The sequence below is a fragment of the Rhodococcus sp. ARC_M12 genome, from assembly GCF_022810385.1.
Lineage (GTDB): Bacteria > Actinomycetota > Actinomycetes > Mycobacteriales > Mycobacteriaceae > Rhodococcoides > Rhodococcoides navarretei.
On the sequence record NZ_JALGQI010000002.1, the window covers coordinates 65880 to 91578 of the forward strand.

Annotated in this window: 25 protein-coding genes; 13 read left to right on the forward strand and 12 right to left on the reverse strand. The window is 65.1% G+C overall.

Annotated features, from left to right (window positions below):
- Positions 1 to 32: 32 nt before the first annotated feature.
- Positions 33 to 1484, reverse strand: coding sequence for an NAD-dependent succinate-semialdehyde dehydrogenase (locus MTX35_RS03850; protein ID WP_243593710.1), 1452 nt, complete (start codon positions 1482 to 1484; stop codon positions 33 to 35).
- A gap of 81 nt (positions 1485 to 1565) precedes the next feature.
- Here MTX35_RS03850 and pgi point away from each other — a divergent pair, with 81 nt between their 5' ends.
- Together pgi and MTX35_RS03860 are read left to right on the forward strand one after the other, a co-directional pair.
- Entirely contained in the window at positions 1566 to 3215 is a 1650-nt protein-coding gene (gene pgi / locus MTX35_RS03855) for a glucose-6-phosphate isomerase (protein WP_243593711.1), read from the forward strand.
- 124 nt (positions 3216 to 3339) lie between these two features.
- The gene (locus MTX35_RS03860) at positions 3340 to 4350 is read left to right on the forward strand and encodes a hypothetical protein (protein WP_243593712.1); all 1011 of its coding nucleotides are present in this window, start codon (positions 3340 to 3342) and stop codon (positions 4348 to 4350) included.
- A 24-nt stretch (positions 4351 to 4374) separates the two neighbouring features.
- Here MTX35_RS03860 and MTX35_RS03865 read toward each other — a convergent pair whose 3' ends face one another.
- Together MTX35_RS03865 and MTX35_RS03870 are read right to left on the reverse strand one after the other, a co-directional pair.
- Positions 4375 to 5991 (reverse strand): acyl-CoA dehydrogenase family protein, encoded by a 1617-nt coding sequence (locus tag MTX35_RS03865; RefSeq protein WP_243593713.1) that lies wholly within the window; start codon positions 5989 to 5991, stop codon positions 4375 to 4377.
- On the reverse strand, positions 5978 to 6580 hold the full coding sequence (locus MTX35_RS03870) for a TetR/AcrR family transcriptional regulator (protein WP_243593714.1): 603 nt from the start codon (positions 6578 to 6580) through the stop codon (positions 5978 to 5980). Before MTX35_RS03870 ends, MTX35_RS03865 begins: the two co-directional genes overlap by 14 nt.
- A gap of 60 nt (positions 6581 to 6640) precedes the next feature.
- Between MTX35_RS03870 and MTX35_RS03875 the strand changes: the two genes are divergently transcribed.
- Genes MTX35_RS03875 through MTX35_RS03885 form a run of 3 tightly spaced genes read left to right on the forward strand, consistent with a single transcriptional unit; the run spans position 6641 to position 8911 of the window.
- Positions 6641 to 7405 (forward strand): crotonase/enoyl-CoA hydratase family protein, encoded by a 765-nt coding sequence (locus MTX35_RS03875; protein WP_243593715.1) that lies wholly within the window; start codon positions 6641 to 6643, stop codon positions 7403 to 7405.
- A complete protein-coding gene (locus MTX35_RS03880; protein ID WP_243593716.1) occupies positions 7402 to 8649 on the forward strand; it encodes a hypothetical protein in 1248 nt (415 codons plus the stop codon). Before MTX35_RS03875 ends, MTX35_RS03880 begins: the two co-directional genes overlap by 4 nt.
- 16 nt (positions 8650 to 8665) lie before the next feature.
- Complete coding sequence (locus tag MTX35_RS03885; RefSeq protein ID WP_243593717.1) at positions 8666 to 8911, forward strand: DUF2630 family protein; 246 nt, start codon at positions 8666 to 8668, stop codon at positions 8909 to 8911.
- 10 nt (positions 8912 to 8921) lie between these two features.
- On the opposite strand, the gene MTX35_RS03890 is transcribed toward MTX35_RS03885, so the two are convergent.
- Positions 8922 to 9680, reverse strand: a complete 759-nt coding sequence (locus MTX35_RS03890; protein WP_243593718.1) for an SDR family oxidoreductase — start codon at positions 9678 to 9680, stop codon at positions 8922 to 8924.
- Between the two features lie 29 nt (positions 9681 to 9709).
- Between MTX35_RS03890 and MTX35_RS03895 the strand changes: the two genes are divergently transcribed.
- Both MTX35_RS03895 and MTX35_RS03900 read left to right on the forward strand, forming a co-directional pair.
- Positions 9710 to 11140, forward strand: coding sequence for an NAD(P)/FAD-dependent oxidoreductase (locus MTX35_RS03895; RefSeq protein ID WP_243593719.1), 1431 nt, complete (start codon positions 9710 to 9712; stop codon positions 11138 to 11140).
- A 48-nt stretch (positions 11141 to 11188) separates the two neighbouring features.
- Entirely contained in the window at positions 11189 to 11965 is a 777-nt protein-coding gene (locus MTX35_RS03900; RefSeq protein WP_243593720.1) for an IclR family transcriptional regulator, read from the forward strand.
- On the opposite strand, the gene MTX35_RS03905 is transcribed toward MTX35_RS03900, so the two are convergent.
- The 5 genes from MTX35_RS03905 to MTX35_RS03925 all read right to left on the reverse strand — a co-directional run bounded on the left by MTX35_RS03905 (position 11953) and on the right by MTX35_RS03925 (position 17208).
- Complete coding sequence (locus MTX35_RS03905) at positions 11953 to 12942, reverse strand: D-glycerate dehydrogenase (protein WP_243593721.1); 990 nt, start codon at positions 12940 to 12942, stop codon at positions 11953 to 11955. The genes MTX35_RS03900 and MTX35_RS03905 overlap by 13 nt on opposite strands.
- Complete coding sequence (locus MTX35_RS03910) at positions 12939 to 13862, reverse strand: hydroxymethylglutaryl-CoA lyase (RefSeq protein WP_243593722.1); 924 nt, start codon at positions 13860 to 13862, stop codon at positions 12939 to 12941. Before MTX35_RS03910 ends, MTX35_RS03905 begins: the two co-directional genes overlap by 4 nt.
- Entirely contained in the window at positions 13863 to 15071 is a 1209-nt protein-coding gene (locus tag MTX35_RS03915) for a CaiB/BaiF CoA-transferase family protein (RefSeq protein WP_243593723.1), read from the reverse strand.
- A 32-nt stretch (positions 15072 to 15103) separates the two neighbouring features.
- A complete protein-coding gene (locus MTX35_RS03920) occupies positions 15104 to 16495 on the reverse strand; it encodes a GntP family permease (RefSeq protein ID WP_243593959.1) in 1392 nt (463 codons plus the stop codon).
- Positions 16496 to 16647: 152 nt separating this feature from the next.
- The gene (locus tag MTX35_RS03925) at positions 16648 to 17208 is read right to left on the reverse strand and encodes an MOSC domain-containing protein (RefSeq protein WP_243593724.1); all 561 of its coding nucleotides are present in this window, start codon (positions 17206 to 17208) and stop codon (positions 16648 to 16650) included.
- Positions 17209 to 17282: 74 nt separating this feature from the next.
- Here MTX35_RS03925 and MTX35_RS03930 point away from each other — a divergent pair, with 74 nt between their 5' ends.
- Positions 17283 to 18827 carry a carboxylesterase/lipase family protein gene (locus tag MTX35_RS03930; protein WP_243593725.1) on the forward strand — a complete coding sequence of 515 codons (1545 nt, stop codon included), beginning with the start codon at positions 17283 to 17285 and terminating at the stop codon, positions 18825 to 18827.
- Here the strand turns inward: MTX35_RS03930 and MTX35_RS03935 are convergent.
- Positions 18820 to 19686: a DNA-formamidopyrimidine glycosylase family protein gene (locus tag MTX35_RS03935; protein WP_243593726.1), complete on the reverse strand. Its 867-nt coding sequence runs from the start codon at positions 19684 to 19686 to the stop codon at positions 18820 to 18822. The genes MTX35_RS03930 and MTX35_RS03935 overlap by 8 nt on opposite strands.
- 29 nt (positions 19687 to 19715) lie before the next feature.
- Between MTX35_RS03935 and MTX35_RS03940 the strand changes: the two genes are divergently transcribed.
- Genes MTX35_RS03940 through MTX35_RS03950 form a run of 3 tightly spaced genes read left to right on the forward strand, consistent with a single transcriptional unit; the run spans position 19716 to position 21403 of the window.
- Positions 19716 to 20516 carry a thymidylate synthase gene (locus MTX35_RS03940; protein WP_308198105.1) on the forward strand — a complete coding sequence of 267 codons (801 nt, stop codon included), beginning with the start codon at positions 19716 to 19718 and terminating at the stop codon, positions 20514 to 20516.
- The gene (locus tag MTX35_RS03945; RefSeq protein WP_243593728.1) at positions 20513 to 21022 is read left to right on the forward strand and encodes a dihydrofolate reductase; all 510 of its coding nucleotides are present in this window, start codon (positions 20513 to 20515) and stop codon (positions 21020 to 21022) included. Before MTX35_RS03940 ends, MTX35_RS03945 begins: the two co-directional genes overlap by 4 nt.
- Positions 21023 to 21076: 54 nt before the next feature.
- Positions 21077 to 21403 carry a cupin domain-containing protein gene (locus MTX35_RS03950; RefSeq protein ID WP_068050089.1) on the forward strand — a complete coding sequence of 109 codons (327 nt, stop codon included), beginning with the start codon at positions 21077 to 21079 and terminating at the stop codon, positions 21401 to 21403.
- Here the strand turns inward: MTX35_RS03950 and MTX35_RS03955 are convergent.
- A complete protein-coding gene (locus MTX35_RS03955; RefSeq protein WP_243593729.1) occupies positions 21396 to 22256 on the reverse strand; it encodes a universal stress protein in 861 nt (286 codons plus the stop codon). The genes MTX35_RS03950 and MTX35_RS03955 overlap by 8 nt on opposite strands.
- A 151-nt stretch (positions 22257 to 22407) precedes the next feature.
- The gene (locus tag MTX35_RS03960; RefSeq protein ID WP_243593730.1) at positions 22408 to 23313 is read right to left on the reverse strand and encodes an acyl-ACP desaturase; all 906 of its coding nucleotides are present in this window, start codon (positions 23311 to 23313) and stop codon (positions 22408 to 22410) included.
- A 368-nt stretch (positions 23314 to 23681) separates the two neighbouring features.
- On the opposite strand from MTX35_RS03960, the gene MTX35_RS03965 reads away from it, so the two are divergent.
- Both MTX35_RS03965 and MTX35_RS03970 read left to right on the forward strand, forming a co-directional pair.
- Positions 23682 to 24881, forward strand: a complete 1200-nt coding sequence (locus MTX35_RS03965) for a CdaR family transcriptional regulator (RefSeq protein ID WP_230592574.1) — start codon at positions 23682 to 23684, stop codon at positions 24879 to 24881.
- Positions 24882 to 24965: 84 nt separating this feature from the next.
- The gene (locus MTX35_RS03970; protein ID WP_243593960.1) at positions 24966 to 25667 is read left to right on the forward strand and encodes an ABC transporter ATP-binding protein; all 702 of its coding nucleotides are present in this window, start codon (positions 24966 to 24968) and stop codon (positions 25665 to 25667) included.
- Positions 25668 to 25699: the final 32 nt, after the last annotated feature.

The following is a 25699-nucleotide window of genomic DNA, read 5'->3' on the forward strand; positions in this document are numbered from 1 at the left end:
GGCGCGCGGTGCGCACGCCCAACCGGTGTAGCTCACTTCAGAGCGATGTACTTCGTTTCGAGATATTCCTCGATTCCTTCGGATCCGCCTTCGCGGCCGAATCCCGATTCCTTCACTCCCCCGAACGGCGCTGCCGCGTCCGAGATCACTCCGCGGTTGACACCGACCATTCCGCTGTCGATGGCGTCGGCCACCCGTAGCGCGCGGTCCAGGTTCTCGGTGTAGATGTACGACGCCAAGCCGTATTCGGTGTCGTTCGCGGCGTCGATCCCCTCCTGCTCGGTGTCGAAACCGACGATCGGTGCGACCGGCCCGAACACCTCTTCCTTCAGAATCCGTGCCGACGACGGCACGTCGGTGAGTACGGTCGCCGGGTAGAAGTAACCGTCGCCGCCCGGTGCCTCTCCGCCGAGAGCGACGGACGCGCCGTGGGCCACCGCGTCGTCGACGAGTTCCTGCACGGTCTCGAGCTGATCCGCGTTGATCAGTGGTCCGAGCTTCGTATCGGGATCCACGCCCGGTCCGAGCTTCATCTCGGACATCTTGGCGACGAGCTTGGTGGTGAACTCTTCGCGGACGCTGTTGTGCACGTGCAGCCGGTTCGCGGCGGTGCATGCTTCGCCGCCGTTGCGCATCTTGGCCAGCATCGCACCCTCCACGGCGTCGTCGATGTTCGCGTCGTCGAACACCACGAACGGTGCGTTGCCGCCGAGCTCCATCGAGGTCCGCAGCAAGCGAGTGGCCGACTTCTCGACGAGCGACTTGCCGACGCCGGTCGAGCCGGTGAACGTCAGCTTTCGCAAGCGTGAATCCTCCAGGAGTGGCCCGGTGACGTCGCCGGACTTCGATGTGGTGAGCACCGAAAGCACACCCTCGGGCAGACCGACCTCGTCGAAGATCTGCGCGAGCAGCAGCATCGTCAACGGGGTCTCCCGCGCGGGCTTGACCACGATGGTGCAGCCGGCGGCCAGAGCGGGCCCGATCTTCCTGGTGCCCATCGCCAACGGAAAGTTCCACGGGGTGATGGCCAGGACCGGACCCACCGGAGCCTTGGTCACGAGAATTCGTCCGTTGCCTGCCGGTGCCGGGGTGTAGCGGCCACCGATGCGTACGGCTTCCTCCGCGAACCACCGGAAGAACTCGGCACCGTACTTCACCTCGGCCTTGGACTCTGCCAGTGCCTTGCCCATCTCCAGGGTCATCAGCAGGGCGATGTCGTCGGCGCGTTCGGTGACCTTCTCGAACGCCGCCCGCAGAATCTCACTGCGCTCGCGGGGCGGTGTTGCCGCCCAACTCTTCTGCGCTGCGGCGGCCGCGTCGAGCGCCTTCATCGCGTCGGCCGGGGACGCGTCGGCCACCTCGGTCAGCGGCTTCCCGGTCGCGGGATCGTTCACCGCGAACGTCTTGCCTCCCTCGGCGTCGACGGCCTTGCCGCCGATCCACAGTTTTGCCGGAATCGATTCGATCAATGCACGTTGGTCCATACCTCCATGATGCCTCCGCAGTGCCGGATACAAACGAGAACGACGCGCGCGTGACTGTGCACGGGATTACTGTTGGTTGGTATGAGCGTCGATATCACCGGCACGGATGCCTGGCAGAAGCTGACCGATCACCACTCCGCGATTGCCGATACTCATCTGCGGACGTTGTTCGCCGAGGACGCCGACCGAACGCGCACGTTCACTCTCGATGCTGCCGATCTGCACATCGACTACAGCAAGCACCGCATCACTCGTGAGACCGTCGAATTGCTCGTCGAACTCGCCCGTACCGCCGATGTCGAAGGCAAGCGCGACGCCATGTTCGCGGGAGAACACATCAACACCTCCGAGGACCGCGCGGTTCTGCACACCGCGCTGCGTCTACCGGCCGACGCGTCGTTGACCGTCGACGGCCAGAACGTGGTTGCGGATGTACACGAAGTCCTCACGGCCATGGGCGAATTCACCGATCGAGTACGTTCGGGCGAGTGGGTCGGTGCAACGGGCGAGAGAATCTCCACCGTCGTCAACATCGGCATCGGCGGATCCGATCTCGGACCGGTCATGGTCTACAACGCGCTGCGTCACTACGCCGACGCCGGGATCTCCGCGAAGTTCGTCTCCAACGTCGACCCCGCCGATCTCGTCGGCGCACTCGACGGACTCGACCCGGCATCGACGCTGTTCATCATCGCGTCGAAGACGTTCTCCACTCTCGAAACGCTGACGAACGCCACCGCCGCCCGACGCTGGCTCGTCGACGCGCTCGGTGAAGACGCCGTGGCCAAGCATTTCGTCGCCGTGTCCACCAACGCCGAGCGCGTCGCGGATTTCGGTATCGACACCGCCAACATGTTCGGTTTCTGGGATTGGGTGGGCGGACGCTACTCCGTCGATTCGGCCATCGGATTGTCGGTCATGGCCGTTGTGGGCAAGGAAGCGTTCGGCGAGTTCCTCGACGGCTTTCATCGGATCGACGAGCACTTCCGGTTGACGCCGTTGGCCGAGAACGCACCGGTGCTGCTCGGCCTGATCGGCTTGTGGTACAGCTCGTTCTTCGGCGCGGAAACCCGTGCAGTGCTGCCGTATTCGAATGACCTCTCGCGCTTTGCGGCCTACCTGCAGCAGCTGACGATGGAGTCGAACGGCAAGTCCGTCAAGGCCGACGGCTCCCCCGTCACCACGCCGACCGGCGAGATCTTCTGGGGCGAGCCGGGCACCAACGGTCAGCATGCCTTCTACCAATTGCTGCACCAGGGAACACGTTTGGTGCCTGCGGACTTCATCGGTTTCGCCGAGCCCACCGACGATCTTCCCACCCGCGACGGCACCGGCTCGATGCACGACCTGCTGATGAGCAACTTCTTCGCACAGACCAAGGTGCTCGCCTTCGGCAAGACCGCCGAGGAGATCGCCGCCGAGGACACCCCGGCAGATGTGGTGCCGCACAAGGTGATGCCGGGTAATCGACCGTCCACCTCGATCCTCGCCCCCAAGCTCACCCCGTCGGTCGTCGGCCAGTTGATCGCCCTGTACGAGCATCAGGTCTTCATCGAAGGCGTCATCTGGGGAGTCGACTCCTACGACCAGTGGGGCGTCGAACTCGGCAAGACCCAGGCCCTGGAGCTGACTCCGGTGCTCACCGACTCCGAAGCTCCTGCCGCGCAGTCGGATTCATCGACAGATGCACTGGTGCGCTGGTACCGGGCGCAGCGGGGTCGTTCGGTCTGAGATCGGTTGGTGGATCTACGGCCCTGCTAGGAATCTACGCACCCTGCAGGCGGTGCGGATTCCTGGACGGGCCGTAGATTGCGCTCAGCGGATCCAAACAGGTCACCCGTGCGTCCAATCGAGCATGGACTTCGACCAACGTGGACTCTTCACCCGTGCCGATGCGCTCGCGTCGGGCTTCACCGATGACGACCTTCGACGGGCACGCGCGCACAAGTCCATCGTTGCAATCCGTAGAGGCTGGTTCGTACGTGGGGATGTCTTCGCAACACTGGACTCTGCGCAGCAGCATGCACTCCTGGCTCAGGCGACCTATGCCGATTCCGGCGACGACGTCGTACTCAGTCATGTATCCGCAGCGGTGGTTCTCGGACTCGACGTGTGGAACTTACCGCTAGACACGGTGACGATGACCACCCGTCGCAGCCACTCGGGCAAGCGCAGTCGACGCCGGTTCCTTCACGGCACCGATCTACTGGACGACGAGTGGCTTCATCTCGACGGTATGCGTGTCACACGCCCAGCGCGCACAGTCGTCGACGTCGCCAGGACTCATCCAGTCGAGGTCGCGGTGTGTCTCGGCGATCGGGCATTGCGCCACGGCCTCACCACGATCGACCAACTCGAGAAATCGTGCGATGCGGCGCAACACCGAAGCGGTGCCGGACGCGCTCGGCATGCCATCGGCGCGATGAGTGCACGCAGCGACAGTGTCGGCGAAAGTCGATCGCGACTGATCCTGCAGACAGTGTCGACTCCGCTGTGCAATCAGACGATCTTCGACGAAGGCGGTCGACGCATCGCCCGTACCGACTTCCTGTTTCCCGACCTGGCCGAAGTGATCGCCGAGTTCGACGGGGAAGACAAGTACGGTCCGCAGCCACGGCAAGCAATCATCGCAGAGAAGAACCGCCACAACCGGCTCGCCGAGCAGGGTAGGGCCGTCTTCAGATTCGACTGGCGGGACTTGTCGACTCCGCACGTCATCATCGACCGGCTACAGTCCGCGCACCGTCGTGCGTTGCTCCTCGGCCCGCCGAGTGGACGGTACGCCGAGCTACCTCTCCCTACAGCTACGGCGCTCGTAGGAATACGCGCACCCTACAGGCGGTGCGAATTCCCACGAGGGGCGTGAATCCCAGAGCCGACCCACCGACCATCACACCCGCGCCAACACCGCCCCGGTATCCACTCCCGTCGGCAGGGTGCCGAAGGCGATGCCCCAGTCTCGGTCGAGTCGACTGGCGCAGAAAGCATCGGCGACAGCGGAATTCCCGTGCATCACCAACTGTGCGCCCTGGAAGGTCAGCGCCATGAGCTCGACGACTCTTCGAGCCCGGTATTCCATGTCGGAGGTGTCGGAGAGTTCCTTGCCGACGCGGGCGATGGCGTCGTCGAGGCGAGAATCCACACCCGACGCCTTGCCGATCTCACCGAAGAACGCCTCGACGCTGTCGGGTTGACGGGCCAGTGCGCGGAGGGAGTCGAGTGCGGCGACGTTGCCGGAGCCTTCCCAGATCGACATCAGCGGCGATTCGCGGAACAACCGAGGCATACCGGATTCCTCGACATAGCCGTTGCCACCGAGACATTCGAGTGCTTCGGCGGCGTGGGCCGGTGCTCGTTTGCACACCCAGTACTTGGTGACGGCCAACGCGATTCGGCGCAGCGCACTCTCCTGTTCATCGCCGCGGGCCGAGCCGTCGGTGGCCTGCGCCAGGCGAATCATGGCCGCGGTCGCCGCTTCGGATTCGATGGTCAAGTCTGCCAATACGTTTCGCATCAGCGGCTGATCGACGAGCGCGGCTCCGAACGCGGCTCGGTGTCGCGCATGATGGACTGCGCGCACGGTGGCGTTGCGAATTCCGGCCGCGGACCCGATGACGCAGTCCAGCCGGGTCATGTTGACCATCTCGATGATGGTGCGCACGCCGCGACCTTCTTCGCCGACGAGCCAGCCGGTGGCCCCGTGGTACTCGAGCTCACCGGATGCATTCGACTTGTTGCCGAGCTTGTCCTTCAAGCGCTGCAGCATCATTCGGTTGCGGGTACCGTCGGGCAGCACCCGCGGCAACAGGAAACACGACAGTCCGCCGGGTGCCTGGGCCAACGTCAGGAACATGTCCGACATCGGTGCCGACGTGAACCATTTGTGGCCGACGATCGAGTACGTTCCGTCCGACGACGGCGTGGCCGTGGTGGTGTTCGCCCGAACGTCCGAACCGCCTTGCTTCTCCGTCATCGACATACCGGCGATCAATCCGCGTTTGCCCGAAGGCACGCGCAGTCCGAAGTCGTACTCCCGGGACGCCAACAGAGGCTCGTACTGCGCGGCCAGAGAAGGGTTGTGCCGCAACGCAGGAACGACGGCGTAGGTCATCGAAATGGGACACATATGGCCGGCCTCGGCTTGTCCCCACACGTAGAACTTCGCGGCGCGGGCCACGTGCGCACCCACTCGATCGTCGGTCCACGGGCTGGCGTGCAGTCCGTGCTGCACGGCGACGGTCATCAGATCGTGCCAGTGCGTGTGGAATTCGACCTCGTCGATGCGATGGCCGTATCGATCGTGAGTTTTCAGCACCGGTGGGTTCTCGTTGACGAGCCTGCCCCACTCCTGGGCCTCGACTCCGCCTGCGCGAGCACCCAGGAGCCGCACCTCGTCGACCGCCCAACCGCCCCCGGCCCGGTCGAGGCCCTCCAGCAGCGATGCGTCGTCGGACACGTCGTAGGGCGTCAGATCGACTGCCTGATTGAATACCTCATGTGTGCTCAATTCGAACTCCTAACGCACGCAACGAATAAGCAACGAGCCCGGGAACCACGTCCACCGACTCGTGCGAGGACAACGGACCGACCAGCACTTCGCCGACGGCACCGACAAGGCCTGCGGCCGAGATCGCCGCGTCCTGATCGGGAATTTCTCCGGCCGCGATTCCTGCCACGATCGCGTCGGCGAAGGCAGCGGTGAATTTGCGCCGGAACACCAACCGCTCCGCGTCCACTGCTGGATCGACCGGTTCGGCGAGCAGTGCGTAGGCCATCGTGCGGTTCTTCAGGGCACGTCCGGCGAAGGTCTGGACCACTGCGGTGACTCGCTCGGACGTGCTGCCGTGTGCGGCGACGGCGACCACCGCAGCCACTTCTCGGGTGCAGACCTGACGGAAGATCTCGACGACGAGGTCGGATTTGCCGTCGAAGTGCGTGTAGACGCTGCCCGCGGACACACCGGCAGCCGCGGCGACCGAGGCCACCGACAAGCCCGCGTATCCCTTCGTGGACAGAACCTCGACGGCGGCAGCGAGGAGTTTCGTGCGGCCGGCATCGAGCCTGGCCTGCACTGCGGGTGTTCGCCGGTAGGGCATTGAAGGATTGAAGCACTGATTCAGCGCTTCACGCAAGGGGACTCGAGTAGGTTCGTAACCATGCCGGTACGGATCGAACGATCAGGCCCCGTCACCACCATCGTCCTGTCGCGCCCGGAGGCACGCAATGCCGTCGACGGCCCCACTGCCCAGGAGTTGATCCAGGCGTTCGAGGAGTTCGACGCCGACGAATCCGCCTCGGTCGCAGTGCTGTGGGGCGAGGGCGGCACATTCTGCTCGGGAGCAGACCTCAAGGCCCTGGGCACACCGCGCTCGAACCACGCGACCGAACACGGTGACGGTCCGATGGGCCCGACGCGAATGCGATTGTCCAAGCCGGTCATCGCAGCTGTGTCGGGGTATGCCGTCGCGGGCGGTCTCGAACTCGCCCTGTGGTGCGACCTACGGATCGCCGAGGACGACGCGACGTTCGGTGTCTTCTGCCGGCGCTGGGGAGTTCCACTGATCGACGGCGGCACGGTGCGATTGCCACGCATCGTCGGCACCGGCCGAGCGATGGACATGATCCTCACCGGTCGTGCCGTCGATGCCGAGGAAGCGCTGAACATCGGACTCGTCACCCGAGTGGTTCCGGTGGGCCGGGCTCGGTCGGAAGCGGAGGCCCTGGCCGCCGAGCTCGCGTTGCTCCCGCAGACGTGTATGCGTGAGGATCGACTGTCCCTCCTCGAACAGGACGGCCTCGACGAGGAGTCCGCCCTGAAGAACGAGTTCCGGCACGGGGCGATCTCGATCAACGCCGACGCGCTGAGCGGCGCGAGCAGATTCGCATCGGGTGCGGGACGACACGGCACCGCGAGCCCGTGAAATCCACGCGCCTGTCGGTGATCGACGAGATATTTCTCCGGACCCACCGCGGCTACGGAATTCCCATTGCGCTCCAAGGCATCTGGCGCACCACCGAAACAGTGAGCACCGAAGAACTCGACAGGGTGCACGACCGACTCGCCGTCGGGCACCTCGGCCGTCGGGTCGGCACGCCGCGCATACCCGGGGCGCGACTGCGCTGGGACATCTCGTCCGAGTCGCTTCCGGTCGACTACGGCACCGATGAGGTCGACGACATCATCGGCTGGGCCGATGCGCAGGCAGGCGTTCGGCTCGACCCGCAGTACGGGCCCGGCTGGCGATTGACGGCCGCGCCCATCGCACACGGCGGCACCGTGGTGTCGCTGGTGTGTTCGCACGCACTCGCCGATGCTCGCGAGCTGATCGACGCTGCCGCCCAGGCATTCTCCGGATCCGCACCCACACCGGTGCTGCACCCCGGCTCGGATGTGAGGGACGCGATCTCGATGATTCTGACCGTCCTCCTGCGCTCCATCGCAGCGACGGCGAGGCTGTGGGTCAGCAAGAAGGCCCGCGCCGAACTGCGCGCGTTCACCACCGCCGACAGTGGAGGAATCGCCCCGCACCACGCGCGCAGGATGCGGTCGGTGATCGTGGACATCGATGCTGCGGAGTGGGATTCGGCTGCCCGACGCGTCGGCGGATCGGCCAATTCGCTGTTCGTCTCCGTTGTCGCAGCCACGATGAGCGAACTCGGATCACCCGCAGTGACCGTCGACATTCCTTTCCGCACCGGATCCGGCGACGCCAATGCCATCGGCATGGCCACCGTTGCCGTCCGCGGCAACGACTCGCCCGCGGCCGTCCGGGCAGCGTGCAAGGCGGCCTTCGGCACGCCTGTCGGAGCGCCCGCAGGCTATCCCGCGGAGATCGTCCAACTGCTCCCCCACCGCATCGCCGCGAAACTCACCTCGACCCCCGGCCGCGGAGAAGTGTTGTGCTCCAACATCGGTGACATTCCGGACGGCGTCACCACACTCGGCTCCCACCGGTCCTGCGGGCTCGCGACGCGCGCGATCCATCCGAACCCGTCGGGCGCGCTGTCGACGATCAGGATGTCGACCTACCTCTCTCGGCTGGACGGCAACTACACGCTCTCACTCGTGTGCACCGACGACGCGCTGGCCGGATCGACGGTCGAGCTCACCGCGGCTGTGCAACGAGCTCTGGCAACGCGGAACCTGGCCGCCAAACCCTGGTAGGTCTACCGTTGTCGCCATGAACGAGCACGATATCCACACCAAGATCCAGCAGCTCATCGCCACCGAGCACAAGCTCCGCACCGAGGCCCAGTCCGGCGACATCGACCCGGACACCGAGAAGGCCCAACTGGCATCTCTCGAGCATGCACTCGATCAGTGCTGGGACCTGCTCCGCCAGCGTCGCGCGCGCATCGATGCGGGCAAAGACCCCGACACTGCAACCGCCAACAGCGTCGGACGAGTCGAGGGGTACTTGCAGTAAGACCCCTGAGTTACACCATTCGATCCGTCAGCGCGTTCGGCAGGAACCGCAACGCCGCGTCGATCCCCCGCCACTTGAGGCCAGGGAGCGCGGCGCGGCGGGTCTCGCTCTCGATCGCGTCGACCATCGCCGACACTCCCTGGTCCAGAGTGGCTGTGAGAGCAGCACTGTCGCCTGCGCCCGCCGACATGTCGGTGGCGATGAAACCGGGCAACAGCGTCGTGACGACGATGTCGGTTCGAGACAACTCGGTAGCCAACGATTCTCCCAGCGAGGCCACCGCCGCCTTGCTGGCCGAGTAGGCCGCCTTGGCACCGGGCAGACCTCGATCGGCGCTGATGGACGAGACGAACACCAGGTGCCCGCGCTTCTGCTCCCGGAAGATCGACAGTGCGGCCTCGGCCTGCGACAGCGCTCCGACGAAGTTGGTGCGTGCGGTCTGCAGGTTGGCGTCGGCTCGCCCGGTACCGATCTTCGCGCCCTTGCCGAGGCCCGCATTGACGATCACTCGATCGAGGCCGCCCAATTCGTCTCGCAGTTCCCCGAACACCTCACCGACGGCATCGTGATCGGTGACGTCGAGTGCTCGGACCGCCACGGTGATGTTCGGATTGTGGTGCATCAACTCGGCGCGGAGTTCGTCGAGTCGGTCCACCCGTCGAGCACACAGCGCCAGATCGCGACCCATGCCTGCGAACCGTCTGGCCATTTCCTCACCGAGCCCCGAGCTCGCTCCAGTGATCAGAATCTTGTTCCGAGTGGTCGCCATAAGCGGCGAGCCTATGTCACTGTGGAGCAATGGCCCCAGAGAGCTCGGAATTCGATGTCATCGTCATCGGCGGTGGCCCCGTCGGTGAAAATGCCGCCCAGTACGCGATACAGGGCAGTGACCGTACCGCCGCCATCGTCGAACACGAACTCGTCGGCGGTGAATGTTCGTACTGGGCGTGCATGCCCAGCAAGGCGCTGCTGCGGCCGAGCGAGGTGCTCGACACCGCCCGGAACATGCCGGGAGTCAAAGAACTGGTCGGCGATCAACCCCTCGACGCAGACGCCGTACTGGCCAGGCGTGAATCCTTCACCCACGGTCTCGACGACTCGTCACAGGTGTCGTGGGCCGAGTCCGCAGGCATCTCGGTCGTTCGTGGCCACGGACGCCTCACCGGAGAGAAGACCGTCGAGGTCGACGGCCGCACGCTGACCGCCCGGCACGCGGTCGTTCTCGCCACCGGAACCACGGCATCCGTCCCGAACACACCGGGCCTGCGGGGCGCCAGGCCGTGGATCTCGCGCGACGCCACCAACATTCACGAGACCCCGGGGCACATCGCCGTCATCGGCGGTGGCGTCGTCGCGACGGAGGCGGCCACCTGGCTGCTCTCGCTCGGGGCGAAGGTGACGATGATCGTGCGCGGATCGTCGCTGCTGGCCGGTTCCGAGCCGTTCGCAGGCGAACTCGTCGCGAGCGCGCTGAAGGAACGGGGTGCCACGATCATGCTCGACGCCTCCCTCGAATCCGTGTCCCGCGAGAACCCGGCCGACACCGGCATCGGCCGAATCCACGGTGGCCCGGTCGGTCTCGTCGTCGACGGCACCGAGATCGTCGCCGATGAGATCCTGGTCGCCGCAGGCCGCACCCCGGCGAGTGCGGACCTCGGGTTGTCGACCCTCGGTCTCGAGGAGGGGCACTACATCGACGTCGACGATCACCTGAACGTTTCGGGCCACGAGTGGCTCTATGCGGTGGGCGACATCAACGGACGCGCGCCCCTGACCCACATGGGCAAGTACCAGGGCCGGGTGGCCGGTGACGTCATTGCCGCCAGGGCCGAGGGAAAGTCGCTGGACAGCAAGCGTTTCCGTGCGACCGCGGATCACGGCCAGGTTCCTCAGGTGGTGTTCACTCCGCTCGAGGTGGCCTCCGTCGGACTCACCGAGGCCAAGGCCCGAAAAGAAGGCATCGACGTCGAGATAGTGGCACAGGACATCGCCGTCGCGGGTTCGTCTCTCCAGCAGGACGATTACTCCGGCCGCGCGCAACTGGTGATCGACCGCGGCACCGACACGATAGTGGGCGCCACCTTCGTCGGTCCTGGAGTCGCCGAGTTGGTACACGCGGCCACTGTGGCTCTGGTCGGCAAGGTGTCGCTCGACGACCTGTGGCATGCGGTGCCGTCGTACCCGACGGTCAGCGAGATCTGGCTTCGGCTCCTCGAATCCCGCCGCTGAGCGCCGATCGACCGCCTCCTCGGCCGTGCGTCCGAGTAGATTGATCGGGTGAGCACCGAGAGCGCGTCGAAGCAGCAGCCGCTTCTCGTGCTGGGCAAGATCACCGAGATTCTCGACGCCTTCTCTTTCGATCGTCCGTCGATGACTCTCGGCGAGATCCAGCACAGCACCGGCCTGCCCACCTCGACCGTCCAGCGCCTCGTCACCAACCTGGTGCAACAGGGCTTTCTGGATCGAAGCGGCGACCGTATCCGAATCGGCGTGCGAATGGCCTACTGGGCCGCGACGGCGACCAAAGACCTCGACGTGCTGTCGGTGGTCAACCCGGTCCTCAAGGACATGCGCGATCTGACGACCGAGACGGCATGCTTCTTCCGAGCCGAGCAGAACTACCGGGTGTGTGTTGCGATCGCCGAGACACGCCACGCGTTACGCCGAGACATGTACGTCGGCAAGGTCATTCCGCTCAGCGCGGGATCTGCCAGCCGCGTCCTGCTGGCCTGGGACGCCGAACTGGCCGAGCGGGTGCTCTCGCGCGAACTCGAGTCGATGACCGAGCAGACGGTGACCGAGGCGGAGACGCTGCGGGCCCTGTTGGCGCAGACCAAGTCCGACGGCTACGCGATCACCACCGGTGAACGCGAGACCGGCGCCTCGGGGCTGTCCGCACCGGTGTTCGATTCGGCCGCCGACATCGTCGGTGCCGTCACCATCAGCGGTCCGACGCTGCGGATGCCGCAGTCGCAGTGCGAGGAATGGGTCGATCTGCTCATCTCCCACGCCGAGCAGATCACGAGAACACTGGGCGGCCGCTACCCGTCGTGAGCCCAGGCCTCTGGATTCACCGGATGTGGAGGCGGTGAGCCACCGACCATCGCGGCCGCATTGGTTGCGCACAGTCTGGCCATCTCCGAGCGTACCGATACCGTCGCGCTCCCCACGTGCGGGAGCAACACGGTGTTCGACAGTTCTGCGAGTCCCGGTTCGAGCGTCGGTTCGCGCTCGTAGACGTCCAATCCTGCTGCGGCGATGGTTCCCTCGCGCAGCGCGGTCACCAGAGCGGACTCGTCGACCACCGGCCCGCGTGCGGTGTTGATCAGGATCGCCGACGGTTTCATCGCCTCCAGCGCGGCTGCGTCGACCAGATGATGGGTGGCGTCCGACAGCGGAACGTGTAGCGAGAGAAAGTCACTGGTGGCGACGATCTCGTCCCACGATGCATGCTCGACGCGACCGGCGAACTCGCCGAGCTCGTCGTCGGAGACGTCGCGATCACCGGGTGGGCGGGGACAGAACTTGATCGTCATGCCGAAACCGAGCGCCCGCCGAGCGGTGGCGCGCGCGATGCGTCCGAACCCGGCCAGACCCAGCACCCGGCCCGAGACATCGCTGCCGAGAAGCAGTTCGGGCTCCCAGCCGGTGAACGAGCCGGAGCGGACGAACGCATCGGCCTCGACGGCGCGGCGAGCGGTGGACAGGATCAACAGCATCGCGATGTCGGCGGTCGAATTCGTCAGGACCCCGGGAGTATTGGCGACCGTGATCCCGTGCTGCGTGGCGGCGGCGACGTCGATGTTGTCGAATCCGACGGCGTAGTTGGAGATTCCGACGATCGACGCCGACGCGAGCAGATCGGCATCGAACCGGTCACGCAACTGGGATACGACGACCGAGTATTCACCGGAGGCGCAGGCGTCGACGAGTTGCTCGTGATCGAGCGCTCTCAGGTCCACCTCCCCGGCGGCTCGGAGAATCTCCATACCGGGAGCAGGGATCTCGGTGGTGACGAGGATGCGGCTCATGCGACCCACTCGAAGGCGCGCGCATTCGATCGCACGCCCTGGACCGTCTTCGATCGCATGGGCTCCTCCAGCTCGGCCAACAGACTTTCCGACACGGACACCATGCGCTCCAACGTAGTCGGCTCGAACCAGTCCGGCCTCGTCGCGAAGAGGATGTCCTCGGAGGAGGTGTTGCCGCTGGCGCCCGGGGCGAAGGGGCAACCGCCGAGTCCGCCGAGCGAACCGTCGACCATCGTGGCACCGGCCGAGATGGCGGCGAGCGTATTCGCGACGCCGAGACCCCAGGTGTCGTGACCGTGGAACACCACTCGACGGTCGGGGGTTTCGCCCCGCACGCGCTCGATCAGGGACGACACCTGTACCGGCACGGCCTGTCCCAGGGTGTCACAGATGACGATATCCGTTGCACCGGTTGCCCGTTCGTCGTTGGCGATCTCGATGACCCGGTCCGGTGGCACCTGGCCCTCGAAGGGACAGGTGAACGACGTCGCGATGCACAGCTCGATCTCGCCGCCCACCGACCTGGCGATGTCGACGGCGTCGGGCATGGCGGCGAGGGAGACCTCGGTGGTACGGCCGATGTTGGCCTGATTGTGCGAATCCGAGGCGGAGAAGCAGTACTGGAAGTGACGAGCACCCGCGGCTGCCGCCTTCTCGACGTGACGTGGTGTTGCCACCCAGACCCAGCAGCTCTCGAGTTCGTCGGCGGTGAGCTCGCCGATCACTTCCAGGGTGTTGGCCATGGGCGGCACCTTGTCACCTCGCGCCATCGACCCGATCTCGAGCGCTGGGACGCCGAGTTCGAGGAGAGCCCTGATGATCTCGAGTTTGCGTTCGGTGGAGAGCATCTTTCCGGTGAGCTGCAGACCGTCACGCATGGTGACGTCGCGAAGCTCGGCGGCGGGAGCAAATCGAAACATCTACTGGCCCATCTCTTCGTCGGTACGGCCGAGCAGGGTCGAGAGAACTTCCCTGGTGTGTTCGCCCAGATCCGGTCCGACCGAGCGAATCGGCAGGGACGCGTCGCCGATCACCGGGACGACACCGACGAATCCGACGTCGGCGGGCTCGTCACCGCCGGTGTCGACCTGGAAGTGCTGAATCATGTTGCGGGCGGCGTACTGTTCGTCGGCGACGATGTCTGCAGCGGTGTAGATCGGGCCCGACGGCACCCCGGCCGCGTCGAGAATCTTCAAAGCCTGCTCGCGCGAACGCAATCCGGTCCACGCTGAGATAGCGGCGTCCAGTTCGTCGCGTCGACGCCATCGGCCGGCGTTGGACGCGAGATCGGGATCGGCCCCGAGATCGGGTCGGTCGATGGTCTCCATGTAGCGCTGAAAGATGGCGTCGCCGTTACCGGCGATGATGATCGAATGACCGTCGTTGCACGGGTACGCGTTCGAGGGGGCGATGCCTTCCATCCGCCCGCCGGTCCGTTCTCGCTCTACTCCGTAGGCGAGGTAGTCCGGGATGAGCGATTCCATCATCGACAGTATGGATTCGTTGAGCGCCACATCGATGGATCGCTGCGCCAGCGACAGGTCCGGCGCCTGGGCCGCCCGTTGGGTCTGTCGCTGGAACAACGCCATGACACATCCGAACGCCGCATACAACCCGGCGATGGAGTCCCCGATCGAGACTCCGACCCGAACAGGTGGCCGATCCGGATCGCCCACGAGATTGCGGAAGCCGCCGTATGCCTCTGCGACAGCGGCGAATCCGGGTCGCTGCGACATGGGGCCGGTCTGGCCGAAGGCCGAGATTCGGGTGATGATCAGCTCGGGATTGGCGGCAGAGAGCACCTCCGGCGAGATACCCCATTTCTCCAGCGTGCCGGGTCGGAAGTTCTCGAGCACGATGTCGCATGTCGCTGCGAGGTCGACGACGTCCTTGCGTCCCTGTTCGGTGCGCAGGTCCAGCACGATCGACTTCTTGTTGCGGTTGATCGTGCGATAGAGCATCGACGTGGTGCCCGAGTACAACCGCCAGTTGCGCAGTTCGTCTCCGGTTCCCGGTCGTTCGACCTTGATGACCTCGGCACCGAAGTCCGCGAGCATGCGGGCTGCAGTGGGTGCGGCGATGTAGTTGCCGAGTTCGAGAACTCGAACTCCGCTGAGCGGCAGGGCCATCGTGTTCCTTTCGGTATTCACAGGAGAGGCGCTCACAGGATCCAGCTCATGGGCACGATCAGCGCGATCGCAATGACCGACGCGACCGACACACCGACCGAGCACGTCTTGAGTGTGCCTCGCGTCGACTGTCCCATCAAGGACTGCAACAGCCAGAAGGTGTTGCTGGAGACGTGCACGGCGAACAGTGATCCGGCACCGGCCGCGAGTGCGATGAACACCGGGTCGAGACCGATCAGCGGTGCGACCGGGGCCAGAATGCCGGCGGAGGTGATGGCCGAGATCGTCACCGATCCGACGGCGATGTGCAGCGCGGCAGCGATGACCCACACCATCAACAGCGGAGCCGCGGTGCTGGCCGTGAAGTACCCGCCGAGGATGTCGCCGAGTCCCGCTTCGTTGATGACGGCCGCGAGCGAACCACCGACACCGGTGAGGATGAGGATCTGACCGCTCTCGGCGAAGCCACGAGCCAGTGCCTTTTCCACCCGGCCCTGACCGACATGGTAGCGACCGATGAGGCACGTCCCCACCAATCCGATGAGCAGTGCGATGACCGGGCTGGCAATGAATTCGACTACAGGAACCGATATTTCGGCGACTTCGAGAACGGCTCCGATCGCAATGAGGACGAGCGCGAGCAGCAGTGGCGAGAGCAACACGAGCAGCGACGTCTGCTTCTCCGTGCGGACCTTCTGGGCAACGCCACCTCCGGTTTCGACCGGCTCGTCGTCGGAATCGGCAGGCTCCGGGACCACAGGCTCTGGGATTACGGTGATCTGCTGCTCGTCCTTCTCCTCGTTCCACCATCCGTGTCGGAACACGAACGACATGATGGCCACCGACAGCACCACGACCGGAACGATCAGAATCAGTCCATAGATCATCATCTTGCCCAGCGGCACCCCGAGCAGTCCGGCCAGAGCGAGCGTCGCGACACCGGGGACCATGAACACGATTCCGCATTCCAGGGCGATGGCCAGCGCCGTGGCCATCCTCGCCGTGCCGTACTTGCCGATCTTGGGGGCGAGGTTGCGGGCCAGCGGAGCGGAGATCACCAACAGCACGTCGAGAAAGATGGACTGCAGCAGCGTCGCGATGGTCAGCGAGAGCGCATACGGCAGCCGTTTGGGTCCGAAGGTTCTGAGCAACGTGCCGACCAGGCGTTGAATGGCGTTCATCTCCTGCAGCACCGAGCCCATCAGCACACCGAAGGCGATGAGCAGGCCCACCTCGGCCATGATCTCGCCGAAGCCACCGGTGATGGTGTCGACGGTGGTCGAGACTCCCAGCTTCGTCGCCAGGCCCAGATACGCCGCGCCGAGGACGAGCGAGACGACCGGGTTGAAATGAAAGCGAACGATGAAGACCACCACCGCCAGAACGGCGACGACGGTGTTGATCACGATCCACATGTCGGACATCGGCAATTCTTCCCGCTCGGTGAGAGTGACCGCTGCCTTGGCACACGGCTCGGTGTGATCCACCACACTGATACCCACATTATGGGCACAGATTTACTTCGTGAGCAAGAGCACGGGCAGCATCGAGCCGTGAGGGAGGACCGAGGACACGGTCAGATCGGCTGCGCACGCCTCACGGACAGCGCTGCGCGAGACGGATCGAGTTCCACGGGCGAGCGGACCAGTAGCTCCCCGACCCGCAGAATGCCGTCGGACAACGGTTCGACGCGAAGCCCGCCGCGGCCGATCAACGCCTTACGTGCACCGTCGACCACCATGCGGTCCATCCACGCGCAGGGATGGGCCGGTCGGCCGCCCCGAAAACGAATCCAGCCGTCACCGGAATCGAGCTCGAATTCCAGACCGCGCAAAGGGTCGAGTTCGAGCCCGCGGACCACCACGTTCCGCCTGGCCACGGACGGATCGGGAACGTCGACACCGAGTACCTCGCCCACGGCGTCCCAGGCCTCGACGGACAGAAAGCTCACCGCCGCCTCGGTGTGCGCCTTCACCCCGAAGAATCGATCGCCGCGAATGCCCTTGTGGGCGACGATCTCGACACTGTCCGGCAGCTCGGTCGGCACATCGGCCGGACCGTCCTTGGATCTCCCGAAGTACGCGTGCGAGGGCGCTCGCAGCAGCTCCACTATCTCGGCTCGATACTCGAAAGGCATGCTCTCGAGTCTGCCCGGTACCGAACTCTGCCGGTTCTTACCACCGGGTAAGAACCGCCCGGTAGTATCGCGAAATGGCTGTGAAAACACGTGTGACCACTACGGACGGCATGATCGAGGGAAAGCCGGTCGGGAATCTCACCACCTGGCGGGGCATTCCCTACGCCGCCCCACCCGTGGGTCCATTGAGGTTCAGAGCGCCCCAGCCCACGGAGCCGTGGCAGGGCGTGCGCGACGCGACCGAGTGGGGTAACGCCTCCGTTCAGCACAAGCGGGGCACGATGCTCGCGATCGGCAAGTACCAACCGTCGAGCGAGGACTGCCTGACGCTCAACGTGTTGGCCCCGAGCACACCGAGCGCGAGTCCGCGTCCGGTCATGGTGTTCATTCACGGTGGTGCCTACACCCTCGGCACGTCGGCCACTCCCCTGTACGGCGGCGGTTCCCTGGTGCGCCGCTCGCTGCAGGACGGCGACGGCATCATCTACGTATCGGTCAACTACCGACTCGGTGCACTGGGCTACCTCGACATGTCCCAGTTCTCCACTCCCGAGCGGCCGTTCGACTCCAACCTGGGCTTGCGAGACCAGGTTGCGGCCCTGGAATGGGTACAGCGCAACATCGCGAACTTCGGCGGTGATCCGAACAACGTCACCATCTTCGGTGAATCCGCCGGCGGCAATGCCGTCACCACTCTGATGACAGTTCCCTCCGCGAAAGGCCTGTTCGCCCAGGCCATCTCCGAAAGCTCCGCCCCGGGCATGACGGCCACCAAGGAGCGTGCCGATCAGTGGGCGCGCGAGTACGTCGGCTACCTCGGCGGCACCACCGAGAACGCTGCCGAGACCCTGGAGAACGCCGAGGTGCTTCGGCTCGGGCGGGCCGGCACCAAGCTGGGGCTCACCACATTGCATCGCACTCCCGGCCTGCTCCCGTTCGGCCCGGTGATCGACGGTGACTTCCTCCCGGTCAGCCCGGTCGAGGCCTACGCGAACGGAACCGCGCACCGCGTCCCACTGATCATCGGCACCAATGCCCGTGAGGGAACGCTGTTTCCGAAGTTCCTCGACGCACTGCCCACCAACCCCGAGCGCATCACCAAGCTGTTCTCTCTCACCGATCCCGACGCCGAAGCGGTGGTCACTTCGGGCTACCGGGGCTACCCCAGCGAGCGGGCAGCCATCGACTTCGGTGGCGACTTCACCTTCTGGAAGCCGTCTCTCGAAGTGGCCGAGGGACATTCGCGTCATGCACCCACGTACTTCTATCGCTTCGACTTCGCTCCGCGATCACTCAAGGTGCTCGGTCTCGACGCCACCCACGGCTTCGAGTTGTTCGCCGTGTTCGGCATCAACGCGACGATGTTCGGCAAGGCACTCACGCTGGCCGGCGGACGGAAGGCTTTCGCCGAGGTCACCGAGCAGGTGCAATCGCAGTGGATTGCCTTTGCCACCCACGGACAGCCTCTGGAATCCTGGCCGGCGTACGACGAATCAGGCCGTAAGACGATGATCTTCGATACTCGCACCCGAGTGCAGAAGGATCCGCGGAGCGACCGCCGCAAGGCGTGGGAGGGCTACCGAGGCTACGACAGCCAGAAGCTCGAACCCGTCACTTGAGCAGTCGCGACATACGACGGTCGGCGAGAATCTTGCCGGCCGTCTGGCAGGTCGCGCAGTACTGAAAAGAGCGATCCACGTAGGCGACTTCGCGGACCGGGTCGCCGCACACCGGGCACGGCAGCCCGGTTCTGGCGTGCACGCGCATTCCCGATCTCTTCTCCCCCTTAAGACGCGCCGCATCCTGCCCGGCCGAGCGGGCCACCGCGTCGGACAGGACGGAACGCATCGCCTCGTAGAGCACCCCGACGGATTCGGGATCGAGCTTGCTCGACGAGGCGAACGGGGAGAGCTTCGCGACGTGCAATATCTCGTCCGAGTAGGCATTGCCGATGCCTGCCAGCAGCGACTGGTCCACCAACGAGGTCTTCAACCGTGCGGTGGTGCTTCCGAGGATTTCGGCGAATTCGAGCTCGGTGACCGTCAGCGCGTCGGGTCCGAGCCGTGCGATGCTCGCGACCTGCTGCGGGTCGCGGACCACCCACACAGCCAACCGCTTCTTGGTACCGGCCTCGGTCAGATCGATGGCGGGCGTCGCTCCTTCGGGAGTGAAGAAGTGGATTCGCAGCGCCAGAGGCCCTTTGCCCGGCTTCGGCGGTGCGGCGCTGGGATTGTCCACCCACCGCAGCCATCCTCCGCGCGAGAGATGCGTGATCAGCCACAGATCCCCGGCTCGGAGCGCCAGGTGCTTTCCGAAGCGCGCGGCATCGGTGACGTCCGTGCCCTGCAGCTCGGTGATCGGCGGATCGAACGTCTTGAGAACGCTGAGAGCAGCGATATCGATTCGGCCGATCACGGCACCGACGGCATGCTCGCGCAGAAAGCCGGCAAGGGCTTCCACCTCGGGTAATTCCGGCATGCGTCCAGTATGCAGCTAAGATGACCGTCGTGATGGTTCCGACTCCGTACGAAGATCTGCTGCGCCGCATCCTCGAAACCGGGGCGGCCAAATCCGATCGCACGGGAACCGGCACCACCAGCGCATTCGGGCATCAGATGCGCTTCGACCTGGCAGCAGGCTTCCCGTTGATCACCACCAAGAAGGTCCACCTCAAGTCGATCGTCTACGAGTTGCTGTGGTTTCTGCGCGGGGACTCCAACGCCACGTGGCTGCAGGAGCACGGCGTCAGCATCTGGGACGAGTGGGCAGCTCCGGACGGCGAACTCGGACCCGTGTACGGCGTGCAGTGGCGGTCGTGGCCGACCCCGTCGGGCGAGCACATCGATCAGATTTCGCAGGTCATCGAGACGCTGAAATCCGATCCGGATTCGCGTCGCATGATCGTCTCGGCCTGGAACGTCGGCGAGATTCCCCTGATGGCACTGCCGCCCTGCCACGCGTTCTTTCAGTTCTACGTGGCCGAGGGCAAGCTCTCGTGCCAGCTCTACCAGCGCAGCGCAGACATGTTCCTCGGTGTGCCGTTCAACATCGCCAGTTACGCACTGCTCACGCACATGGTGGCGGCGCAGACCGGCCTCGAGGTCGGCGAGTTCGTCTGGACCGGCGGCGATTGCCACATCTACGACAACCACCGCGAGCAGGTCACCGAGCAGCTCTCACGTGAGCCGTACCCGTATCCCACTCTGAAACTCGCGCAACGGGATTCGATCTTCGACTACGTCTACGAGGACATCGAGATCGTCGACTACCAGCACCACCCGGCGATCAAGGCCCCGGTAGCGGTGTGAGTGCCCCGCACTTCGTGGGTCTGATCTGGGCTCAGAGCACCGCGGGCGTCATCGGGGACGCGGGATCGATCCCCTGGCACGTCCCCGAAGACATGGCGCACTTCAAATCGAAGACGGCCGAGCATCCGGTGATCATGGGCCGAAGGACCTGGGACTCACTGCCCGCGAAGTTTCGTCCGCTGCCGGGCCGTCGCAACATCGTGGTCACCCGCAACCCCTCGTGGACCGCCGACGGTGCCGACAGCGCACCGAGTGTCGCCGACGCAGTGGCCCTGGTCGGCGAGAGCCCGGTCTGGATCATCGGAGGCGGCGAAATCTATCGCAGCGCAATGGATATCGCGACCCATCTGGAAGTCACCGAGGTCGATCTCGACGTCGACGGCGATACGAGGGCTCCCGAGATTCCGCACGGCTGGACCGCGACGGCAGGCGAGTGGCGCAGCAGCCGGGTCGACGGCACCCGGTTCCGCTTCATCGAGTACGGAAAGCCTACCCAACCTTCTTGAGCGCGTTCAGGATTCCCCCGTCGCTACTGCGAACGGTGCGTCATACTGACGATCATGGACAAGAAGTCACTCACTGCCCTTGCCCGCCAACAGCTCAAGCTTGCCGTCGGCGCGTCGAGTGGCCGCAGTTCGCAGACTGTGTACGGCGGTCACCAGCGCCACCTGCGGCAGACGGTCGTGGCGCTCGCCGCCGGCAACAAGCTGGCCGAACACGACCTCTCCGGCGAGTCGACGGTATTGGTGCTCAGTGGCAAACTCGAACTGATCAGCGGCGAGCGATCCTGGAAGGGCTCGACCGGCGACCTTCTCGTCATCCCCGACGCCCGCCACAGTGTCGAGGCACTCGAAGACGTGAGCTTTCTGCTGACCGTCGCTATGTGAGCGCCTGACGTACGACCAGCACCGGGCAGTCCGCAGTGTTGACGAGCGCGAAACTCGTGGACCCCAGCAGCATTCCCCCGAAGCCGCCGCGCCCTCTGTTCCCCACGACGATCAACGCTGCCGTCTCGGACAGCCCACTGAGAACCCGTACCGGCCGGTCCTGCGCGACGACCCGCTGAATCTCGACGTCGGGGAACCTCTCCTGCCAGCCGGCAAGGCTCTCGGCCAGCAAGGCCTCCTCACCGTCCGCGATGGCCTGCCAGTCCGTGGGAGCGCGGCCGAACGACCGGGTCAGGTCGACGTCGGACCACACGTGCACCGCAATCAACACTGCGCCTCGCGCCGATGCTTCGACGAACGCCCATTCCACCGCCGCCTGGTTGACGTCCGAGCCGTCCATGCCGACGACCACCGGACCCTCGGCGACGGGACGGCCGTCGATGTCTCGGCCCCGCACCACCGCGACCGGTGAGACGCTGTGCGCGGCCAACGAGAGTGTGACAGCCCCGGTTTCGCTCGCCCCGATCACCAGGATCTCGGCCTGTGCCGATACACCGATGAGTACGTCCATGACGCCGCCCTCGACGGCGCTCGAGGTCACTTCGAAGGCGGGATCGTCGACGACCGATGCTGCCAGAGTTTCTGCCGCCACCAGTCTGGATTTGGCCGTGGCAACGAATTCGGTTGCCTCTCCAGCGAATTCGCTCAGATCGACGACTCCTGGCATATCGACGGCCGTGACGATGTGCAATCGGCGATCACGTCGGTGCGCGCAGAGCGCCGCCCAGATCACCGCCTTGTCCGCTGCGGCGGATCCGTCGATGCCGACGATGATCGGTCGAGAGCCTGTCACGTTTCGGGCCTCCGGTCGGTGCGCGAGAACTCGAGCCTCGGGCGTATGACGAATAGGAGTTCAGGCTAGTCGATGGACTCCGCCGAGGCGCCTCTTCGATTCGAATCGAATCGAAGAGGCACCGGTCCACGAACCCCCGGGGTATGTGGTGTCAGCTGGCGCGCAATGCGTTTGCGTACTGCTGATTTCGCGTGCGGCCGATCTCGGTAGCGGCGTCCTGCGCGTCGAGATGGTCCAGGTGAGCGGCCAGCAAATCACGGCTGCGACCGCCGGCACCGAGATCGGCGCGCTCGAAGATGCGCCACTGGGCCAACATGGGCCGCAGCACGTCGTCGAGATGGCGGCGAAGATCGTAGATACCGTCCCGCGAGATGAGCATCGCGCTGCGCGCGAATCCCGGCAGATTGCTACCCGGCAGCTGGAAGTTCATGACGACCTCGGTGATCGCGGTGACCGTCAGCGACGGTGCCACCTCGAGCGCCGCCGAGACCAGGTCCGAGAAGAAGCGAACATGCAGTTCCTGATCGGCGACGATACGTCCGAGCAGGCGATCGGCCACCGGATCGTGGCACTGAGCCACGGTGTTGCGATGACAGACGCTCGAGACCGACTCGTCCAGAGCCACCTGGACGAGCGAACGAAGAAGGTGCGCTCCGTTGATGGGGGCGTCGAAACCCACGGTCATGCACTGCGTCCGAGCGCGGCCGAGAGCGATCGGATCGACGCTGCGGGTGGCAACCAGGTAATCGGTGACGGCCGCCGCGTGTCGGGTCCGTCCCGCGCTCCACTCGGTCAGCCACGACGGCCACGCACCGACCTCGGCGGCCGCGGCGTCCCGCCGGTACAGCGGAATGTTCTGCTCCACGAGCAGATTGGTCACCAATGCCGCTTTGGCGGCCTCGGTCAGGGTCGAGGTACGCGAACCCCAGTACATCTCGGCCCGGACGAAGTCGGCCGGTTCCCAGTGAACGGCTGCGGCGCGATGGCGAGCGAGATTCTCCTCGACGGTCGGCAACAGTTGCCGCAGAACCGCGAACTGCCCGATATCACTGCGCATACCCGCCCCTTCGCCGTCTGCCTACCCACTCCGACCGAGATCAACGTAGATGCGCAGCCGCCTGGTCGAGGACACCTTCACGATTGTTTAGGGCAAGTCGCAAGCGCCCGGGGCACCCGCTCGGGAAAAGTCACAACGAGTTCTGCCGAAACCGTGGATAACGCGTTGATAACAACCTATGATCGATCCTGTTAGAGGCCAGGAAACAAACTTGAAGTACGAAAACGCCCCGATTTTGCCTGGAATTGCATAGATTGAGGCGAACGAGCGCATCGATACGCGCTAGTAAGTTTGCTTTCCGATGACCTGAAGAACTCAACACGAAGGGTTGATCTGTGACCGTTCACAACTCGACTAGCCTCGGAATCATGGTCGCGGGTCAGCCTGCGTCGGCTCCTCTTCGCGACTTCCGCGCGGTGGCGCGGCTCCTCGTCGGCCACTTCGCCGCCAACACTCCCTGCGGGTCGTTGCCGGGCGAACAGCTCCACGGGGACGTCACCGAATTCACCGTCAAATGCATCAGTATCGCCGTGCAGATGCTCGACGAACGACGCGCTCCTGCCGAGTCCGACCTGGCCGAGCTGCGCGCCAAGGCCAGCCAGTGGGCACGCGAAGGCGTTCCGCTCGAATCGGTTCTCAGCGTGTATCACGAGGGCATCCAGATCGGCTGGAATCTCGTATCGAAGCGAGCAGGCGAGGGCGACGCAGCACAGCTGATCGAGGCCGCACGCATGTTCGTGCTGCTGTCGGAGAAGGTGTCCATCGCCGCCAGCAAGAGCTATGTCGAAGAGCTTCAGGCCGTGGCCAGCGAGCACCACACGGCAGCCCACACCCTGGTGACCTCGCTGCTCAGCGGCCACAACGCCGTCTCGATGGCTCGCCAGTCCGGCATCGAACTCGCCGACAGCTACCTCGTGCTCGCCATCTCGGTGCCGCCCCACCCGGACGAGAACGACCCCAACATCCAGAAGACCGTCGCCGCCCGCCGAAAACTGCGGCGTGTTCAGGCCGAGCTGGCCACGATCTGCGGTCGCACGCCGCTGTCCCTGCTCAGCACCGAGGGCGGCACAGTGCTGATCCCCGGTGTTCACGACGACGAATGGGTCGAGGCCCTGGTGCACCGCATCGGTACCGCCGCGGAGGTTCCTGTCACCGTCACCGCCGAGCAGGCCGCAACCGCCGACATCCCCACCGCAGCCGATCAGGTACACGAACTGCTGTCGCTGGCGCATCAGCTGCACCGCCCGTCCGGCCTGTACCGCATGGACGACCTGGTGCTGGAATACCAGCTCACGCGCCCGGGACCTGGTCGACGCCACCTGACGCAGATCCTCGAACCACTCGACTCCTCACCCGAGCTGCTCGAGACCCTCGAGATCCACATCTCGCACGATCTGAACCGTCAACGGTCCGCGCGCCAGCTCCATCTGCACACCAACACCGTCGATTACCGCCTCAAGCGGATCGCGCAGCTCACCGGGTTCGACCCCACCCGCCCCTCGGGAATCCGACACCTGCAGGCCGCCCTGGTGGCCCGCCGACTCGAATCCTCGCGCGGCGCAGCGTGATCTGAGAACTCCGGCCGGTTTCTCGACCCGACGGCAGGTAGCGTCGGGAGTATTCGAGGAGCAGGGGATCGTGGCATGACGAAGTTGAAGCTCGAGCTGGCCGGTGTGGTCAAGGAGTACCCCACCGGCGAGCAACCCGTCCGCGCCTTGGACGGTATCGATCTCACGATCGAGGGCGGCCAGTTCGTCTCGCTCGTCGCACCGTCCGGTGCAGGTAAGTCGACGCTGCTGCACATGCTCGGCGCACTCGACACCCCGACGTCGGGTTCCATTCGATTCGGCGACGTCGAGGTCACCACCCTCGACGACAACGCCCAGTCCGATTTCCGACGCCACCAGGTGGGTTTCGTCTTCCAGTTCTTCAACCTGCTGCCGACGATGTCGGCATGGGAGAACGTCGCCGTCCCCAAGCTGCTCGACGGCACCCCCATCAAGAAGGCCAGATCCGACGCGATGCGTCTGCTCGCGATGGTCGGACTCTCGAACCGATCCGAGCACCGTCCGGCCCAGTTGTCCGGCGGTCAGATCCAGCGCATCGCGATCGCGCGAGCGTTGATGATGGATCCGGCACTGCTGATCGCCGACGAACCGACCGGCAATCTCGATTCGAAGACCTCCCACAACGTCCTCGAGATCCTCGCCGACGTGGCGCACGCCAGCGAGGGGCGTCGAGCAGTGGTGATGGCGACCCATGACCTCGAGGCGGCACGGTCCACCGATCGCATCGTCAGCATGATCGACGGACGCGTCGAGACCGACACCTTGACGGCCGGTCTCGATCGGTGATCGGTACCGCGCTCAGCAGATTTCGAGTCATC